Annotated in this window: 13 protein-coding genes; 7 read left to right on the forward strand and 6 right to left on the reverse strand. The window is 71.4% G+C overall.

Features of this window, described 5'->3' with window-relative positions:
• Positions 1-10: 10 nt before the first annotated feature.
• Both FZN60_RS11730 and FZN60_RS11735 read right to left on the reverse strand, forming a co-directional pair.
• A complete protein-coding gene (locus FZN60_RS11730; protein ID WP_158873665.1) occupies positions 11-970 on the reverse strand; it encodes a Gfo/Idh/MocA family protein in 960 nt (319 codons plus the stop codon).
• 212 nt (positions 971-1,182) lie between these two features.
• Positions 1,183-2,334 carry a M24 family metallopeptidase gene (locus FZN60_RS11735; RefSeq protein WP_158873666.1) on the reverse strand — a complete coding sequence of 384 codons (1,152 nt, stop codon included), beginning with the start codon at positions 2,332-2,334 and terminating at the stop codon, positions 1,183-1,185.
• A gap of 250 nt (positions 2,335-2,584) precedes the next feature.
• On the opposite strand from FZN60_RS11735, the gene FZN60_RS11740 reads away from it, so the two are divergent.
• A complete protein-coding gene (locus FZN60_RS11740; RefSeq protein ID WP_158873667.1) occupies positions 2,585-3,334 on the forward strand; it encodes a Crp/Fnr family transcriptional regulator in 750 nt (249 codons plus the stop codon).
• On the opposite strand, the gene cydC is transcribed toward FZN60_RS11740, so the two are convergent.
• Together cydC and cydD are read right to left on the reverse strand one after the other, a co-directional pair.
• Complete coding sequence (cydC, locus tag FZN60_RS11745; protein WP_158873668.1) at positions 3,328-4,995, reverse strand: thiol reductant ABC exporter subunit CydC; 1,668 nt, start codon at positions 4,993-4,995, stop codon at positions 3,328-3,330. The two genes, FZN60_RS11740 and cydC, sit on opposite strands and share 7 nt — an antisense overlap.
• Complete coding sequence (cydD, locus tag FZN60_RS11750; protein ID WP_246726722.1) at positions 4,992-6,818, reverse strand: thiol reductant ABC exporter subunit CydD; 1,827 nt, start codon at positions 6,816-6,818, stop codon at positions 4,992-4,994. The genes cydC and cydD overlap by 4 nt, the downstream gene beginning before the upstream one ends.
• Before the next feature lie 81 nt (positions 6,819-6,899).
• Here cydD and FZN60_RS11755 point away from each other — a divergent pair, with 81 nt between their 5' ends.
• From FZN60_RS11755 to FZN60_RS11780, 6 genes are all read left to right on the forward strand, one after another.
• Positions 6,900-8,486, forward strand: coding sequence for a cytochrome ubiquinol oxidase subunit I (locus FZN60_RS11755; protein ID WP_158873670.1), 1,587 nt, complete (start codon positions 6,900-6,902; stop codon positions 8,484-8,486).
• A gap of 26 nt (positions 8,487-8,512) precedes the next feature.
• Positions 8,513-9,661, forward strand: a complete 1,149-nt coding sequence (gene cydB / locus FZN60_RS11760; protein ID WP_158873671.1) for a cytochrome d ubiquinol oxidase subunit II — start codon at positions 8,513-8,515, stop codon at positions 9,659-9,661.
• A 15-nt stretch (positions 9,662-9,676) separates the two neighbouring features.
• On the forward strand, positions 9,677-9,853 hold the full coding sequence (gene cydX, locus FZN60_RS28905; RefSeq protein WP_246726723.1) for a cytochrome bd-I oxidase subunit CydX: 177 nt from the start codon (positions 9,677-9,679) through the stop codon (positions 9,851-9,853).
• A complete protein-coding gene (gene hemN / locus FZN60_RS11770) occupies positions 9,850-11,181 on the forward strand; it encodes an oxygen-independent coproporphyrinogen III oxidase (protein WP_158873672.1) in 1,332 nt (443 codons plus the stop codon). Before cydX ends, hemN begins: the two co-directional genes overlap by 4 nt.
• Before the next feature lie 124 nt (positions 11,182-11,305).
• Positions 11,306-12,112 carry a histidine phosphatase family protein gene (locus FZN60_RS11775; protein WP_158873673.1) on the forward strand — a complete coding sequence of 269 codons (807 nt, stop codon included), beginning with the start codon at positions 11,306-11,308 and terminating at the stop codon, positions 12,110-12,112.
• Positions 12,109-13,020: an NAD(P)H-hydrate dehydratase gene (locus FZN60_RS11780; RefSeq protein WP_246726724.1), complete on the forward strand. Its 912-nt coding sequence runs from the start codon at positions 12,109-12,111 to the stop codon at positions 13,018-13,020. The genes FZN60_RS11775 and FZN60_RS11780 overlap by 4 nt, the downstream gene beginning before the upstream one ends.
• 36 nt (positions 13,021-13,056) lie before the next feature.
• Here FZN60_RS11780 and FZN60_RS11785 read toward each other — a convergent pair whose 3' ends face one another.
• Positions 13,057-14,757, reverse strand: coding sequence for a methyl-accepting chemotaxis protein (locus tag FZN60_RS11785; RefSeq protein WP_158873674.1), 1,701 nt, complete (start codon positions 14,755-14,757; stop codon positions 13,057-13,059).
• 226 nt (positions 14,758-14,983) lie between these two features.
• On the reverse strand, positions 14,984-16,426 hold the full coding sequence (locus FZN60_RS11790) for an Nramp family divalent metal transporter (RefSeq protein ID WP_158873675.1): 1,443 nt from the start codon (positions 16,424-16,426) through the stop codon (positions 14,984-14,986).
• Positions 16,427-16,531 lie beyond the last annotated feature (105 nt).

A 16,531-nucleotide genomic window follows, 5' to 3' on the forward strand; every position in this document is an offset into this window, starting at 1 on the left:
CGGGGCGCCCTCAGCCCCGCAGCGGCGAGGCGAGCTGGAGAATCCGCACGGTCTCGACCGCTTCCTCCGCGCCGGTCAGAGGCGGCCGCCGCGTCGCGACGCAGTCGATGAAGTGCCGCAGTTCCGCTTCCAGCGGCAGTCCCGCCGGCTCGGGCAGGAAGCTCGGCTGCGCTTCCGCGAAGGCGAAGTGTGCGCCCTCCCGCCGGACCCGGTGGCGATACAGCGCGAGCTTGGCGCCCGCCGGCGCGAGGTCGTCGAAGGTGATCATGCCCTCGTTGCCGACCACCGAGAAGCGCCGGTCGCGATAGGGCGACACGCGCGACACGCGGATCGCCGCCGTCAGCCCGCCGGAAAAGTTGAAATCGATGTCTGCCTCGTCCGTCTCGTCGCTGAGGACGGTGCGGCGCGCGGCGCCGACCCGCTCCGGCGAGCGGCCGGCGATCGCGAGGATCAGCGACACGTCGTGCGGCGCGAGGTCCCAGACCGCATCCATGCCGAGGAAGCGCCCGAGGCCCATCCGGTTCGACACGACGTGGCGCACCGTCCCGACGGCGCCCGCCTCCACCTCGGCCTGGAGGGCGCGGAAGATCGGGTGGTGGCGCAGCACGTGACCGACCATCAGGATGCGCCCGGCCGCCCGCGCCGCCTCGGCGGTGAGCCGCGCATCGGCGGCATCGAGCGCGACCGGCTTCTCGACGAGGACGTCCTTGCCGGCGGCGATGGCAGAGCGGGCGGCGGGGCCGTGCGCCTGCGCGGGCAAAGCGAGCACCAGGGCGTCGGCCGCATCGCCCTCGATCGCCGCGTCGGGCGAGAGCGCCGGCACGCCGAACTCGGCGGCGAGAGCCGCGGCGCGCTCGGGCGAGCGGTCGGCGACGCCGGCCAGCGCGCCGATCCCGTGCAGCGTGCGCACGTGGTTGCGGCCCCACTGGCCGCAGCCGACGACGACGATCCTGGGCAGGGAAGAGGACATGGGCGAGATCCGGCTTGGGAGGCGTCGGCGCCGAGCCGCCCGGACGGGGGGCGGTTCCGGCGGCCCCTGCGGTAGTCCATCCGCGGGCGCGGTGTCCAGCCGCCGGACATCGGTCGAAGCAACCGTCGGCCGGATGCGAAGCCTGCGAGCCGCCGCCGCGGCGCCGGCCCTGCGCGGCGCCTCACGCATGGACCCGTCGCCGCTCGGGCCGGTCACGGCGCCTCGAACGGTGTCCGGGCGGGTTGCGTGAACCAGGCGGCCCCGGTCTCGGTCACGTGGACGTGGTCCTCCAGGCGGACGCCGAATCGCCCGGGCACGACGATCATGGGCTCGATCGAGAAGCACATGCCGGCCGCGAGCAGCTGACGGCTGCCGCCGACGATGAAGGGCGGCTCGTGGATCTCGAGGCCGAGCCCGTGCCCGGTGCGGTGCGGCAGGCCCGGCAGGGCGTAGCCCGGGCCGAGGCCGTGGGCCTCGATGACCCGTCGCGCCGCCTCGTCCGGGGCGCTGCATGGCGCGCCCGGACGCGCGGCCGCGAAGGCCGCTTCCTGAGCTTCCCGCTCGATCGCCCAGATCCGCGCGATCTCCGCTGGGGGCTCCTCTAGGGTGTAGGTGCGCGTCAGGTCGGAATGATAGCCGTCGAGGCGGCAGCCGGTGTCGACGAGGATGAGGTCGCCCACTGCCAGGATCTGGTCCCCGTCCGCTCCGTGCGGCAGCGCCGTCGCCTCGCCGAAGGACACGATCGCGAAGGTCGAGCCGTCGTCGGCGCCGCGGCGGCGATGCTCGGCGTCGATCAGCGCCACGATCTCGGACGCCCGCACGCCCGGCCGCATGGCGGCCCGCGCCGCCGCCTGCACCTCCAGCGTGATGCCCATGGCGTGCCGGATGAGGGCGATCTCGGCCGGTGATTTGATCATCCGCAGCGCCGACACGACCGGCCCCGCATCGGCGAGCCGGTCGCGCCCGAGCGCCTGCGCGAAGCGGTGGTACTGGAAGAGCGGGATCTGCTCGTCGAGCGCCAGGACGCCCGCCGGCCCGACGAGGCGCGCGACGAGCTCGGCCGGCTCCTCGTCCTCCTGCCAGAGCGCGACGTCGCCGGACAGGTGCGGCAGGCTGTCCACCCGCGAGCCCTCGAAGCCCGGCACGACAAAGGTCAGCCGGTCCCGCGTCACCAGCGCGCCGCAGAAGCGCTCGCTGGGATGCCAGACGAGGCCGGTGAAGTAGCGCAGGCTTTCCGTGGAGCCGAGAAGCAGCCCCGCATGGCCCGCCGCATCCATGGCCTCGCGCAGGCGGGCGAGCCGCTCGCGGCGCTCGGCCTCACCGACGGGCGGCACGGGGTGGGACCAGGACTGATGAGTCGGCATGAGGCGGCATCCGGCAGGAAGGAAGGGGCGGGACGACGCTCGCCCACCCTGCCTCCCGATGTCGCGCAGGCGGGATCTGAGGGCAAGCGCGATCGGCCGCATCTCCCTCCCAGGATGCGGTTGCCGCGCCCGAGACCAATCTCCGGTCCGCAGGCACGCCTCAGGCGGGCTCGCGATCGGCTGTTTCGTTTGCCTCGCCTGTTCGGGAGCGGCATAGGTGGGTCGACTTCGTAACAGGGGGGCCGAGCCGATGGCCGTCGTGATCCGAGCGGTGCGCGAAACCGACAGACCGCTCTACCGGGCTCCGTGCGGCGCCTGCGCCACCTGCGACGTGCGGACCATGGCGGTGTGCGCGGCGCTCGCCGACGACGAGGTCGAGGCGCTCGAATCGATCATGACGGCGACGCACCTTCAGGCCAACGAGATGCTCGTCCAGGAGGGCGATCCGCGTTCCAAGGTGTTCACGCTGACCTCCGGCATGCTGCGCCTGTCGGTCGGTCTGCCGGACGGACGGCGACAGATCACCGGCTTCCTTCTGCCGGGCGATTATCTCGGCCTCGCCGACGACGAGATCTATACGGCGAGCGCTGAGGCGGTCGGGGCGGCGGCGCTCTGCGCCTTTCCGGTCCGCCAGATGGACGCCCTCGTCGAGCGATTCCCCAAGCTCAAGGACCGGCTGCACCGCTTCACGCGGGCGGCGCTGCGGCAGGCGCGGGAGAACCAGCTCATCCTCGGCCGCCTCGCGCCGGTCGAGAAGCTCGCGAGCTTCCTCGTGCTCCTGTCCGACCGGGCCGTCGAGCATCGCCTGCCGGCCAGTCCCGTGAGCCTGCCGATGCCGCGCGCCGACATCGCCGACTATCTCGGCCTCACCGTCGAGACGGTCAGCCGCTCCTTCACCAAGCTCCGCAATCAGGGCCTCGTCGCCATGCCCGATCCCCATTCGATCGAGATCTGCGACCGCCGGGCGCTCGCGGCCGTGGCCGGCCTTCCGCCTCACTGATCGGGCAGCAGCCGGCCGTCGACCAGTCGGTACTGCCGGTCGAAGAAGCCGGGCTCGGTCTCGGCATGGGTGACGAGGAGAACGGTGCGCCCGGCGCAGGCCGAGCGAAGGTCGCGCAGGAAGGCGAGTTCGGCTTCGCGGTCGAGGCCGCTCGTCGGCTCGTCGAGCGCCAGCACGGCGGCGCGCGACAGGAGGACGCGCGCGAGGCCGAGCCGGCGCGCCTGGCCGGCCGAGAGCGTGCGGCCGCCTTCGCCGAGCTCGGTGTCGAGGCCGCGCGGCATGGCGCGAACGGTGTCGCCGAGCCGCGCGCGGTCGAGCGCGTCCCACAGCTCCGCCTCGCCGGCATCGGCCCGCCCGACGAGGAGATTGCCGCGCACCGTGTCGAGAAAGACCGGCGCGTTCTGCTCGAGAAGCGCGACGCGCGCGTGAAGGTCGGCGAGCCTCACGGCGGCGATGTCGGCGCCGGCGAGGCGGATGCGGCCGGCCTGCGGCTCGGCGAGGCGCAGAAGGAGATGGAGAAGCGTCGATTTACCCGCGCCGCTCGCCCCCCGGATCGCGACCTGCGCACCGGCCGGGACGCAGAGGTCGAGGTTTCGCAGGACGGGGCGATCCGCCCGGTGGCCGAAGCGAACGCTCTCGAAGGCGACTGCGCCGCCCGGCGGGAGCGCCGTGGGATCGGCGGGCTCGATCACCGCCTCCGGGCCCGTCGCCGCCTCGCGCAGGCGCCTCGCGGCGGCTTCCGCTTCGGCGAGGCGGGCGACGCTGCGCATGACGGCCGCGCTCGCCTCGAAGCTCGCGAGGATCGCGAGAAGCAGGCCGACCATCAGCGGCCCCTCGATCTCGCCGGCGCCGTGGGCGCGAAGACCGAGAACGAGAGTGCCGAGAAGCGTCGCGCCGGCCAGCGCCTGGATCGCTGCGCCGGCGCGGGCGGCGCGTCGGCCCTGGCTCTTGCGCAGCGCTCCGAGCCACCGGGCTTCTTCGGTGAATCGCGCCTCGGCCCACGGACGGGCGCCGAAGGCGACGATGTCGGCATGACCGTCGATCGTATCGAGGCAGGCGACCCGCAGCATGGCGGCGGCTTCGACGCTCGCCGCCGCGGCGCCGCCGCGATGCGAGGCGCGCACGAAGAGGGCGGGAACGAGGAGCGTCGCCGCCGTCCAGCCCGCGGCGTAGACCAGTGCGGCATCCGGCAGGAGGATCGCGAGCGCCAGCACCATCGCCGCTCCGACGAGAAGGCTGCCGAGAAGCGGGCCGACCGCGAGAAGGAAGGCGGTGTCGAGGGCGTCGACGTCGGCCGTCAGGCGCGACACGAGGTCGCCGCGCCGCAGCCCCGGCCGCAACGCGCCGACGCGCGGCATCAGGCGGTGGAACAGCCAGGCGCGGATGGTGCCGAGGACGCGCAGGGTCGCGTCGTGGCCGACGAGCTTCTCGCCGTAGCGCGCCGCGATGCGCAGGAAGGACAGGCCGCGCACGGCCGCGGAGGGCGCGAAGAGGTTGAAGGACAACGCCGCCGTCGCGAGCGACGCGCCGGTCAGAAACCAGCCGGACAGGCCGAGAAGCGCGACGCCGGCCCCGAGCGCGACGAGCGCGAGAAGAAGCGTCGCCGCGAAGCGGCCGCGCTCGGCGAGAAAGAGCGGGCGAAAGAACAGGATCGCGCTCACGCGGCATCCTCCCTGCTGGCGTCGATCGGGCGGCTCGCGGGCACCGGCACGAGGCGGCCGTCGGCGAGGCGCAGCGTCCGGTCCATGCGGGCGGCGAGAGCCGCGGAATGGGTGGCGACGAGGAGCGTGCGCCCACGCGCGAAGTCGAGGAGGCCCTGCGTCACGCGCCGTGCCGTTTCGGCGTCGAGATGGGCGGTCGGCTCGTCGAGAAGGATCACGGTTGGATCGCGCAGGTAGAGGCGGGCGAGCGCGACGCGCTGCGCCTCGCCGCCGGACAGGCCGAGCCCGTTCTCGCCGACCGGCGTATCGAGGCCGCCGGGCAGGGCGTCGGCGAAGTCCGTCACGCAGGCCTGCGCCGCCGCGGCCCGGATGGCGGCGGGATCCGCGCCCGGCCGGCCGAACCCGATGTTTTCCGCGATCGTGCCGCACACGAGGTGCGGGCGCTGGGGCACGAAGGCCAGCGTCTCGCGCAGCGTCGCCTCGTCGATCGCGTCGAGGGGGCGGCCTCCGATGCGGATGGTTCCCTCGGCCGCGCGCAGTCGCGCGAGCGCCTCGATCAGCGTCGATTTGCCGATGCCGCTCGGACCGACCAGGGCGACGCGGCCGCCCGCCGGAACCGACAGGTCGGCCCGGTCGATGATCGTCCGCGAACCGTCGGACAGCGCCACGCTCAGCCCGCTCGCCTCGATGCCGGAGGGGCCAAGTGTCGTCGCGGCGTTCGCGGCGGGAGGAACGGCGTCGAGAGCCGGCAGGCCGTCGAACAACCGGGCGATCTCCGCCACCGCGGCCTTGGCGCTCGCCCGGTCGTGGTAGTGCGCGGCCATGTTGCGCAGGGGCTGATAAACCTCGGGCGCCATCAGAAGGCAGAACAGGCCGGCTTCGAGCGACAAGGGCGCGGCGCGCAGGTCGACGAAGCCGAGATAGGTCAGCCCGACATAGAGCGCGACGCCCGCGACGCCGAGCGCCGCGAAGAACTCCAGCACCGCCGAGGACAGGAAGGCGATGCGAAGGACCCGCAGCGTGCGCCGGCGCAGCTCGTCGGTCGCGCGCTCGCAGGCCTCCGCCTCCGCTTCGCCGCGCCCGAAAAGCGTCAGCGTCACGAGGCCGCGCAGCCGGTCGGCGAAGTGGCCGGACAGGCGCGAGAAGGCGGTGGCCTGCGCGTCGCTCGCCGCCTGCGCGCCCCAGCCGACGAGCGCCATGAATACGGGGATGAGCGGCGCGGTCACGAGGAAGAGGAGGCCCGCCACCCAGTCGACGGACAAAACGAAGCCGGCAAAGGCCACCGGCAGCGTCGCCGCCGCGATGCTCGCCGGCAGGAAGCGGGCGTAGAAGCCGTCGAGGGCTTCGACCCGGTCGATCGCGGCCGCGGCCAGCGCGCCGGACGAGCGCTCGCCGCTCCAGTTCGGCTGCGCCGCGAGGAGGCGCGCCAGAAGGGCGCCGCGCAGCGCCAGCTTGATCCGCTCGGCCGCGTCGACCGCCGCGGTCTCGCCGATGAGGCCGAGAAGCACCCGCAGGGTGAGAAGGCCGCCGAGAAGGGCCAGCGCCGGCGCAAGCGCGTCGAGTGGTGCCGCCTCGCCCACGGCCCGGCCGAGAATGTTCGCGAGAACCATCGCCTGCGCGACAAGGAGCAGGCCGGACAGGAGCGGCGCCGCGACGGCGACGAGCAGCGGCCCGCCGCCCTTCGTCCGAAGGCTTCGCATCCAGCGCGTGGCTTCGCGCTCGCTCTCGCGCCGCATGGTCGCCTCGGTCATCGCCCCGTCCGTTCTTGTCGCGTCGAAGCGGCGATAGGGCAGGGGAGCGGGAGGAGCATTGATCCTGATCAAGGCGCTCCGCCCCGGCCCGGGCTAGGGCTCGTCCGGCGCCGGCGAACGACCGGTCGCGCTCCCCCGGCGAGGTGATTTCCGATGATCGACATGACGGTCGTCGACCTGTCGCGACTGCAGTTCGCGGCGACGGCGATGTACCATTTCCTTTTCGTGCCGCTGACGCTCGGCCTGTCCTTCCTGATGGCCATCATGGAGAGCGTCTACGTGATGACGGGCCGCGAGGTCTGGCGGCGCATGACGCTCTTCTGGGGCACGCTCTTCGGCATCAACTTCGCCATGGGCGTCGCAACTGGCATCGTCATGGAATTCCAGTTCGGCATGAACTGGAGCTATTATTCGCATTATGTCGGCGACGTCTTCGGCGCGCCGCTGGCGATCGAGGGCCTGATGGCCTTCTTCCTCGAAGCGACCTTTATCGGCCTCTTCTTCTTCGGCTGGGACCGCCTGAGCCGCATCGGACACCTCTGCGTCACCTGGCTCGTGGCGCTGGGCGCGAACTTCTCGGCCCTCTGGATCCTGATCGCCAACGGCTGGATGCAGAACCCGGTCGGCTCGACCTTCAATCCTGACACGATGCGCATGGAGATCACCGACTTCATGGCGGTGATCTTCAATCCGGTGGCGCAGGCGAAGTTCGTCCACACGGTCTCGGCCGGCTACGTCACGGGCGCGATGTTCGTGATGAGCATCTCGGCCTGGTTCATGCTGCGCGGCCGTCATCTCGACCTCGCCAAACGCTCCATGGCGGTGGCGGCGAGCTTCGGCCTCGCCTCGGCGCTCTCGGTGGTCGTCCTCGGCGACGAGAGCGGTTACGCCGCGACCGAGCACCAGAAGATGAAGATCGCGGCGATGGAGGCCATGTGGCACACCGAGCCCGCGCCCGCCGGCTTCAACCTCTTCGCCATTCCCGGCGACAAGGAGAACTCCTTCGAGGTCCAGGTGCCCTATGCGCTCGGCCTCATCGCGACCCGCTCGCTGTCGGGCGAGATCCCCGGCATCCTCGACCTCGTCGAGCTCGCGGGCAATCGCATCCGCAACGGCATGGTCGCCTACGAGGCGCTGCAGGCCATCCGCGCCGACAGCTCGGACCAGGCGGCGCGCGAGACCTTCTCGGCCACCTGGAAGGACCTCGGCTACGCGCTTCTCCTGAAGCGCTACCGCGAGGACGTCGCCAACGCCACGCCCGAGGAGATCACGCAGGCCGCCTTCGACACCGTGCCCGGCGTCGCGCCGCTCTTCTGGAGCTTCCGCGTGATGGTGGCGCTCGGCTTCTACCTCATCGCCTTCTTCGCGGTGGCCTTCTGGCTCGCCTCGAAGCACCGGCTGGGCGAGAGCCGCACGCTTCTCTGGATCGCGCTGTTCAGCCTGCCGGCACCGTGGATCGCCATCGAGGCCGGCTGGTTCATCGCCGAATACGGCCGCCAGCCCTGGGTCGTGGAAGGCGTCCTGCCGACCTTCTACGCCGCCTCCGGCCTGACGCTGACGGACCTCGCGATCAGCCTCGGCTTCTTCCTCACGCTCTACACCGCGCTCGCCGTGATCATGGTGATCCTGATGCTCAAGGTCATTAAGGCGGGGCCGAGCCGGACGAACGTCCTCCTCGACGGGGTCGCCGGCGGCTCCGCCGTGCCGGCCGGCGCCGCCGCCGCGCCCGAAACGCGCTGACCCAGACCCCCAAGGATCGAAGCGACATGACCAACATACCTCTCGACTACGAGACCATGCGTCTCGTCTGGTGGGTGCTGCTCGGCACCCTCCTCATCGGCTTCGCGATCATGGACGGCTACGACCTCGGCGTCGGCGCGCTCCTGCCCTTCGTCGGGCGGACCGACGAGGAGCGGCGGGTTCTCATCAACCTCGTCGGCCCGACCTGGGAGGGCAACCAGGTCTGGCTGATCCTCGGCGGCGGAGCGATCTTCGCGGCCTGGCCGGCGCTCTACGCGGCGAGCTTCTCCGGCTTCTATCTCGCCATGATCACGATCCTCCTGGCGCTGATCCTGCGGCCGGTCGGCTTCAAGTTCCGCGGCAAGGTCGCCGATCCGCGCTGGCGGGAGGCCTGGGACTGGGCGCTCTTCGTCGGCGGCTTCGTGCCGGCGCTGATCGCGGGCGTGGCGGTCGGCAACGTGCTTCTCGGCGTGCCCTTCGGCCTCGACGCGACGCTGCGGCCCCACTACGAGGGCAACTTCTTCGGCCTCCTGTCGCCCTTCGCGCTGCTCGCCGGCCTCGTCAGCGTGTCCATGTGCGTCGCCCACGGCGCCGCGGTGATCGCGGCGCGCTGCGAGGGACCGGTCGCGGTCCGGGCGCGACGCTATGGCCGGGCGGCGGCGGCGACGACGACGGTGCTCTTCGGTCTCGGCGGGCTCTGGGTCGCCTTCGGCATGGACGGCTACGTCGTCACGAGCGTGCAGGACGCGGCGGCGCCCTCCAACCCGCTCGCCAAGACGGTGGCGACGCAAGCCGGCGCCTGGATCCTCAACTACGGCCGCCATCCCTGGATGCTGATCGCCCCGGCGCTCGGCCTTTTCGGGCCGCTCCTCGCCCGGCACGCCATGGGACGCGGCGCATCGACGACGGCGATCCTCGCCACCAGCGCCTCGATCGTCGGCATCGTGTCGACGGCCGGCCTTTCGCTGTTTCCCTTCCTCCTGCCGTCCTCGATCGCGCCGGACACGAGCCTCACCGTCTGGGACGCCTCGTCCAGCCACCTGACGCTCTTCGTCATGCTGGTCGCGACGGTGATCTTCCTGCCGCTGATCCTTGCCTACACGACCTGGGTCTACCGCGTGATGAGCGGGCCCGTGACGCCGGACTCGATCGGCCGCAACCCCAACGCCTATTGAAGGAGGCTCGCCGCGATGTGGTACTTTTCCTGGGTTCTCGGCGTCGGTCTCGCCTGCGCCTTCGCGATCCTCAACGCCATGTGGTTCGAGATGAAGGAGGATCGCCGGCTGTCGGCCCTGGCGCCGGTTCGGCCGGGTCTGGACATCGACAGCCGCGGCGATCCCGAACCGGGGCGGCGCGCCGCGCCATGAGCGAGGATCTCGTCGCCCGCTATGGCGCGCGCACGGCGCCCCGCTACACCTCCTATCCAACGGCTGCGGACTTCACCGCTGCCGTGGGGCCTGCCGAGCACGCGCGATGGCTCGGCGCGCTCGACCCGGCCGAGCCCGTCTCGATCTATCTGCACGTCCCTTACTGCCGCGAGATCTGCGCCTATTGCGGCTGCCACGCCAAGGCAGTGCGCCGGGACGAGCCGGTCGCGGCGCTCCGGGCGGCGCTTGGAGCCGAGATCCGGCTCGTCGCCGATCGCCTCCCGAACCGCCTGACGATCGGGCGCCTCGCCTTCGGCGGCGGAACGCCCTCGATCCTCGGCGTCGAGGGGCTGGCGGCGGTCGTCGGCGCGCTCGGCGAGCGCTTCGATGTCGATCCTCAAGCGGAGCGCTCGATCGAACTCGACCCGCGCTTCGTCGACGCGGCGCTCTGCGACGGGCTGGCAGGGCTCGGCTTCAACCGGGTGAGCCTCGGCGTCCAGGACGTCGAGCCCCGCGTCCAGGCCGCGATCGGCCGCGTCCAGCCCATCGAGACAGTGGAAGCGGCCGTGCGGCTGGTCCGTTCGGCCGGCATTCGGAGGCTCAACCTCGACCTCATCTACGGTCTGCCGCACCAGAGCGAGAACAGCCTCGCGCGGACCTGCGAGGCGGTGATCGCCCTTGGGCCGGACCGCGTCGCGGCCTACGGCTACGCGCACCTGCCGCAGCGGCGGGCCAACCAGCGGCTCGTCGACGCGTCGGCGCTGCCAGGCGCGCGCGAGCGGTTCGCGCAATCCGCGACGATCGCCGCGCGCTTCCAGGCCCACGGCTACCAGGCCATCGGCATCGATCACTACGCGCGGCTCTGCGATCCCCTGGCCGCGGCGGTGCGCGGCGGTTCCCTGCGGCGCAACTTCCAGGGCTATACGGACGACGCATGCAGCACGCTGATCGGCTTCGGGCCGTCGGCCGTGTCGCAACTGCCGGGCGGCTTCGCGCAGAACCTCGGCTCGATCAGCGGCTGGCACGAGCGGATCGCCGCCGGCGATCTCGCGACCGCCCGCGGCCATGCCGCGACGGGCGACGACCGGGTCAGGGCGGCCATCATCGAGAGCCTGATGTGCCGCTTCCGCGCCGAACTCGGCGGCGATGCACCCCGCTTCGGCGACGAGATCGCGCTCCTGCGCCCGCTCGTCGCCGACGGGCTCGTGGAGGTGCGCGAGGGAATGGTCGCGGTCACGCGAGCCGGCCGCCCCTTCGTCCGGCTCGTCGCCGCGGTGTTCGACCGCTTCCGCACCGAGGCGACGGCGAACTTCAGCGGCGCGGTCTGATCGAGACGCCTTCCCGTTCGGCGAGGATGCAGAGCCGGCTTCGCATCCATGCCGCCGCGTCCCGGAACCGGCGCCGCCGGCGCGTCTTCCCCAGCGATCGGCACGAGGCGTTAGGGAGCGAAGGATGGCATCGGGCGAGCGGGAGTTCGAGGGAAGCGGCGGTGCACCGCCGACCGGAGCGTTCTGGCCGTCCCGCCTCCTGATCGTGCGGCACGGCGAGAGCCTCGGCAACGTCGCGCGCAACGCCGCGCTCGCCGGCGGCTCGGCTCGCATCGACATCGCCGACCGCGACATGGACGTGCCCTTGAGCCCGCTCGGCCGCGAGCAGGCGGAGAGCGTCGGGCTCTGGCTCGCCGAGTTGCCGGCAGAGGAGCGTCCGGAGGTCGTTTTGTCCTCCCCCTATGCCCGCGCCCGGGAAACGGCCGAGATCATCGCGCGGGCGGGGCGCCTGGACGTCGCCCGGCCGCGCCTCGACGAGCGCCTGCGCGAAAAGGAGTTCGGGATCCTCGATCGGCTGACGGCGGGCGGGATCGCCGAGCTCTTTCCCGATCAGGCGGAGCATCGACGCCTTCTCGGCAAGTTCTACCACCGCCCGCCGGGCGGCGAGAGCTGGTGCGACGTGATCCTCCGGCTGCGCAGCCTCCTCGAAACGCTCGCTCTCCATCATCGCGGGCAGCGCGTGATGATTGTCTGCCATCAGGTCGTCGTCCTGTGCCTGCGCTACATCATCGAGGGCATGGATGAGGCGCAGATCCTGGCGATCGACCGGGACGGGGACGTCGCCAATTGCGGGCTGACGGAGTATGCCTGCCGCCCCTCGCCGGGGCCTGCATCCGCGCCCGTCCTGCAGCGCTACAACTTCACCGCCCCGCTGCGCCGGCAGGGGACGCCCGTCACCGCCGAGCCGGACGCGAAGGAGACGGCGCCGTGACGTCGCGCTGGCCACGGATCGACGGGGCGTTCCTGCGATCGGCGCCCCTGCCGGACCCGCCGCCGGGCGCGACGAAGGACGAGCGCGGCACGATTCTCATCGTCGGCGGCGCCCGGGAAACGCCCGGCGCGGTGCTCCTCGCCGGCATCGCGGCGCTGAGGGCGGGCGCGGGCAAGATCCAGGTGGCGACCGTCGCCTCCGCGGCGACCGGCCTGGCCCTGGCGCTGCCCGAAGCGCGCGTCCTCGCCCTGCTGGAAACGCCCGAGGGCGATATCGATCCCGTGTCCGCCTCGGCGCTGCGTCGCTGCGCCGAGAAGGCGCACGCCATCGTCGTAGGCCCCGGCATGATCGACGACGACGGCGCGCGGCGCATCGCCCTTGCCCTGTTCGAGATGAACGGCGACGCGCGTTTCCTGATCGACGCCGCCGCGCTGACGGGCCTGCGCGCGGAGGGGCATGCACTGCGGGCGCTCGGCGGACGCGTCGCGATCACGCCCCATGCCGGGGAGATGGCGACCTTTCTCGGCCGGGAGAAGCAGGCGGTCTGCGACGATCCCGCGGATGCCGCCGGCCAAGCCGCGAACGTGACGGGTGGCGCCGTCGCGATGAAGGGCGGCGACACGCTCGTGGTCGAGGCCGGTGGCAGCCCGCGGCTCTGCGAAGGCGGCGGCATCGGCCTCGCGACGTCGGGATCGGGCGACGTCCTGGCCGGTCTCGTCGGCGGGTTCCTGGCGCGGGGCGCTCCGCCGCTCCTCGCGCTTCAATGGGGCACCTTCGTGCATGCCGAGGCCGGGCGGCGCCTGACAAAGAGCGTCGGAAGGCTCGGCTTCCTCGCCCGAGAGATCGCCGACATGGTGCCGGCGATCCTCGATGATTTCGGCCCCGACGCTCGCGCCGTCGAGGCCTGACGGCGCCCGGCTCAGAGCCGGGCGGCCGGGCGCGCTCTAGCGTCGGGAGGCGATGCGGCGATCGCTCGGCATCGGCTCGAACGCGTCGTCCCCATCCGAGCGGCCGCGCGAACGCGGCGCGGGCTTGAAGGCGGCGGCGCGCTCCTGAAGCGCCCGCACGTCGGTGCCTGCGGGCGTCGGCCGCGCGGACGAAGCGGGCTGCGTGAGGGCACCGGACGACGTCGAGCCTTCGCCGGGATTGTCGATCCGGAAGAACCCCGCGCGCTCGTTGAGGCTGGCCGCCTCGCCGGAGAGCTGCTCGGCCGTTGCCGTCATCTCGTTGGCCGCTCCCGCATTCTGCTGCGTCACCTGGTCGAGCTGCTGGATGGCCTGGTTGATCTGCTCGATGCCGATCGACTGCTCGCGGCAGGCCGCCGAGATCTCGCCCACCAGCTCGGCCGTGCGGCGAATGTCGGGAACGAGCCGCTGCAGCATCTCGCCCGCTTCCTCCGACACCTGCAGCGTCGACACCGACAGCTCGCCGATCTCGGCCGCCGCCTGTTGGCTGCGCTCGGCGAGCTTGCGCACTTCCGACGCGACGACGGCAAAGCCCTTGCCGTGAGAGCCGGCACGCGCCGCCTCGATGGCGGCGTTGAGGGCCAGGAGGTCGGTCTGGCGGGCGATCTCCTGCACCACCGTGATCTTCTCGGCGATGGTGCGCATGGCTTCCACCGAGTGGGCGACGGCGGTGCCGGTCTTCTCGGCGTTGACGTTCGCCTGCGTCGCGATCTTCTCGGTCTGGGCGGCGTTGTCGGCGTTCTGGCGAACGTTGGCGGTCATCTCCTCGACCGCGGCCGAGGCCTGCTCGGAAGCCGCCGCCTGCTCGGTCGAGCCGGAGGAGAGCTGCTCGGCCGTCTGCGCCGACAGGGCCGAGCCGGAGGCGACCTGCGCGGCCGAGCTGCGCACGTCCGAAACGATCGACGACAGGCTGGACGACATGGCGGCGGCGGCGTTCTGCAGGTCGCCGATCTCGTCCGAGGCGCGCGAACGCTCGACGGGCACGCTGAGGTCGCCCTGCGACATGCGGCCGAGGGCGGTTCGGACCAGCTGCAGCGGCCGGAACATCGGGCCGGTGACGAAGAAGATGGCGAGGCCCGCGATCGCCGCGATCAACAGGTTCGACACGAGCATCGTGCGCAGAGTCGCGCTGATTCCGTCGAGATAGATTCCCTGTTCGAGCCCGACGAGAAGCATGCCGATCGTCTGGCCGGACGCATCCTTGATGGGATCGTAGGCGGTGAAATAGGGGGTGCCGAGGATCTCGGCCTCGCCGCGATACGGCTGACCGCCCTTGAGAACGGTGGCTTCGACCTCGGCCGAGGTCAGCTTGGTGCCGACCGCCCGCGATCCGTCGGGCATGCGCACGCTGGTTGCCACGCGCGTGTCGCCGAGGAGGATCGTCGCCGCACCGCCGACCAGAGACTGGATCGCGTCGACTGCCTTGGTATCGTTGTTGAGGGGACGCGAGCCGAGCTTCAGGACGCCGTTCTCGACCGAGAAGACCTCGTTGTCGGGATTGAGCATGCGCCAAGCGACGCGGATGTTCGAGCTGAGCCGCGCGGACGACTTTATATGCGCGTCGTCCACCGCCGCTTGGCGCGACTGCCAGACGTTGACGACCGAAACCACGGCCAGCCCCGACAGGGCGAGCGCGACTACCTTGGCACGAATCGAGAGCCGAAACCGTGAGCCCGACATTGGTGATCCATGATCGTTGATGATTGGAAGGGCGCCGGACAGGGCGATTCGCGCCCTCCGTTGCTACCCAACTATTGGCCGGCTTACGTTAACAACTCCGGTCAATCGGCCGATCATATGGTCACTTCTTGCGCGTTTGCCGGAATTCGAGGCTGTTCCGCGGGCGGCAAGGGGTCGGCGGCCTCTCGGCCGCCGACCCCTTGCCGCGCGATCGTGGAATCGGCCCTCAGTCGGCTCCCCAGAGCTTCGGCAACTGTTGGAGAACGGTCAGGACCGACAGGAAGCCGAACAGGAGGAAGGCCCAGACGAGGGCGGCGACCCGCCCGGCGCCGGGCCGGATCGCCGGCACCAGGACCTTCCGGTTGAGGAGGATCAGGAGGCCCGAATAGATGAACATCATCAGGCCGCCTACGCAGGCGGAGATCACGAGCAGCACCAGCGGCTGCGTGAGGCCGGCGAGGAGCACGACCACGCCCACCGCGACGAGCCCCCAGACGAGCCAGAAGTAGAGCCGGCTCTCGTTCTTGTCCTTGAGGTAGGAGGTCCGCAGGACGTCGGCCGCGAGCCGGCTCGTATAGTCGACGATGCCCGTCGCCGCGCCGAACAGCGAGAAGGCGCCGATGAACCAGAACAGCACGCCGAACCATCCGCCGGCCCGCTCGGCCAGCACCTGTCCCTCGCGTTCCACGAAGGCGACGGAGTTGGCGAGGCCCTCCTCGCCGAAGACCGTGGAATAGGCCAGGAGCGAGGTGAAGGTGATCGTGATGAAGGTGATGAGAACGAAGGTGAGCATCTGCTCCCAGTTCGCGAACCGCCACCAGCGCTGCCAGCGTGCCATGTTCTCAGCCGTCGGCTCGAACACGAATCCGATCGAGGGCGCCGCCTCCGGCTGGCCGGTGACGGGACTGGTGATCCGGGGGACATAGGAGCCCATTCCGAAGCCCTTGTCGCGGATCCAGTTGGACTGGCAGAGGTTCTGGCCGCCGCCGGCTCCGGCGAAGGCGAGCGCGCCGAGAAGCAGGGCGAAGCCCAGCTCCTCGACCGGGATCGAGGCGGTCGTCGCGATCTGCGGCAGCGCCGCCCAGTCCTCGGCATTGATGACGAAGATCGAGGCGATGACGATCAGCAGGCCGACCGCCGCGATCTTCACCATCTGCAGCCGCTCGAGCATGACGTAGACGACGGGAGCCAGCGTCAGGATGAGCCCGATCGCGACCAGGAGGCCGATGGCGATCCAGCGCGGCTCGCCGCCGACGATGTAGGACAGCATGGTCGCCGAGCTCGTCGCCCAGCCGGGCCAGAGATTGGCGAAATAGGCGAGCAGCGCGAAGACGAGACCCCAGTGGCGCCAGAAGCGGCTGAAGCCGGTGAGTACGGTCTCGCCGGTGGCGAGCGTGTAGCGCTCGATCTCCATGTTCAGGAAGAACTGCGTCATCACGCCGAGCAGCGCGGCCCAGACGAAGGCCATGCCGACCTGGCTGGCGATGTAGGGATAAAGGATGAACTCGCCGGAGGAGAGACCGACGCCGGCGGCGACGATGCCGGGACCGATGATCCGGCGCATGTTGGCGGGCGGTGCCGGAAGCTCCCGCACGGCGGGGCGGCCCAGCACGCGCGTTGGAAAAAGGTCGGCGGCCGAACCGCCTCCACCACCCTGTTGAAGCGACATTGATTTCCCCCTCGGATACGTTGCCCCAAACGTGTTGCAGCAACCCCGAGCGTCAATCGCTAAAAGGCAAGGACCCCAACGGTTGATGATGCGAGGCGTGCCTGC

Source organism: Antarcticirhabdus aurantiaca (assembly GCF_009765365.1).
GTDB classification, from domain to species: Bacteria; Pseudomonadota; Alphaproteobacteria; order Rhizobiales; family Rhizobiaceae; genus Antarcticirhabdus; species Antarcticirhabdus aurantiaca.

What these genes read in the sequence shown, in the direction of transcription:
- FZN60_RS11775 (WP_158873673.1), top strand. Translation starts at nt 11,306, where the DNA reads ATGGCATCGGGCGAGCGGGAGTTCGAGGGAAGCGGCGGTGCACCGCCG.
- hemN (WP_158873672.1), top strand. Translation starts at nt 9,850, where the DNA reads ATGAGCGAGGATCTCGTCGCCCGCTATGGCGCGCGCACGGCGCCCCGC.
- FZN60_RS11785 (WP_158873674.1), bottom strand. Translation starts at nt 14,757, where the DNA reads ATGTCGGGCTCACGGTTTCGGCTCTCGATTCGTGCCAAGGTAGTCGCG.
- FZN60_RS11740 (WP_158873667.1), top strand. Translation starts at nt 2,585, where the DNA reads ATGGCCGTCGTGATCCGAGCGGTGCGCGAAACCGACAGACCGCTCTAC.
- cydB (WP_158873671.1), top strand. Translation starts at nt 8,513, where the DNA reads ATGACCAACATACCTCTCGACTACGAGACCATGCGTCTCGTCTGGTGG.
- FZN60_RS11790 (WP_158873675.1), bottom strand. Translation starts at nt 16,426, where the DNA reads ATGTCGCTTCAACAGGGTGGTGGAGGCGGTTCGGCCGCCGACCTTTTT.
- FZN60_RS11735 (WP_158873666.1), bottom strand. Translation starts at nt 2,334, where the DNA reads ATGCCGACTCATCAGTCCTGGTCCCACCCCGTGCCGCCCGTCGGTGAG.
- cydX (WP_246726723.1), top strand. Translation starts at nt 9,677, where the DNA reads ATGTGGTACTTTTCCTGGGTTCTCGGCGTCGGTCTCGCCTGCGCCTTC.
- FZN60_RS11730 (WP_158873665.1), bottom strand. Translation starts at nt 970, where the DNA reads ATGTCCTCTTCCCTGCCCAGGATCGTCGTCGTCGGCTGCGGCCAGTGG.
- FZN60_RS11755 (WP_158873670.1), top strand. Translation starts at nt 6,900, where the DNA reads ATGATCGACATGACGGTCGTCGACCTGTCGCGACTGCAGTTCGCGGCG.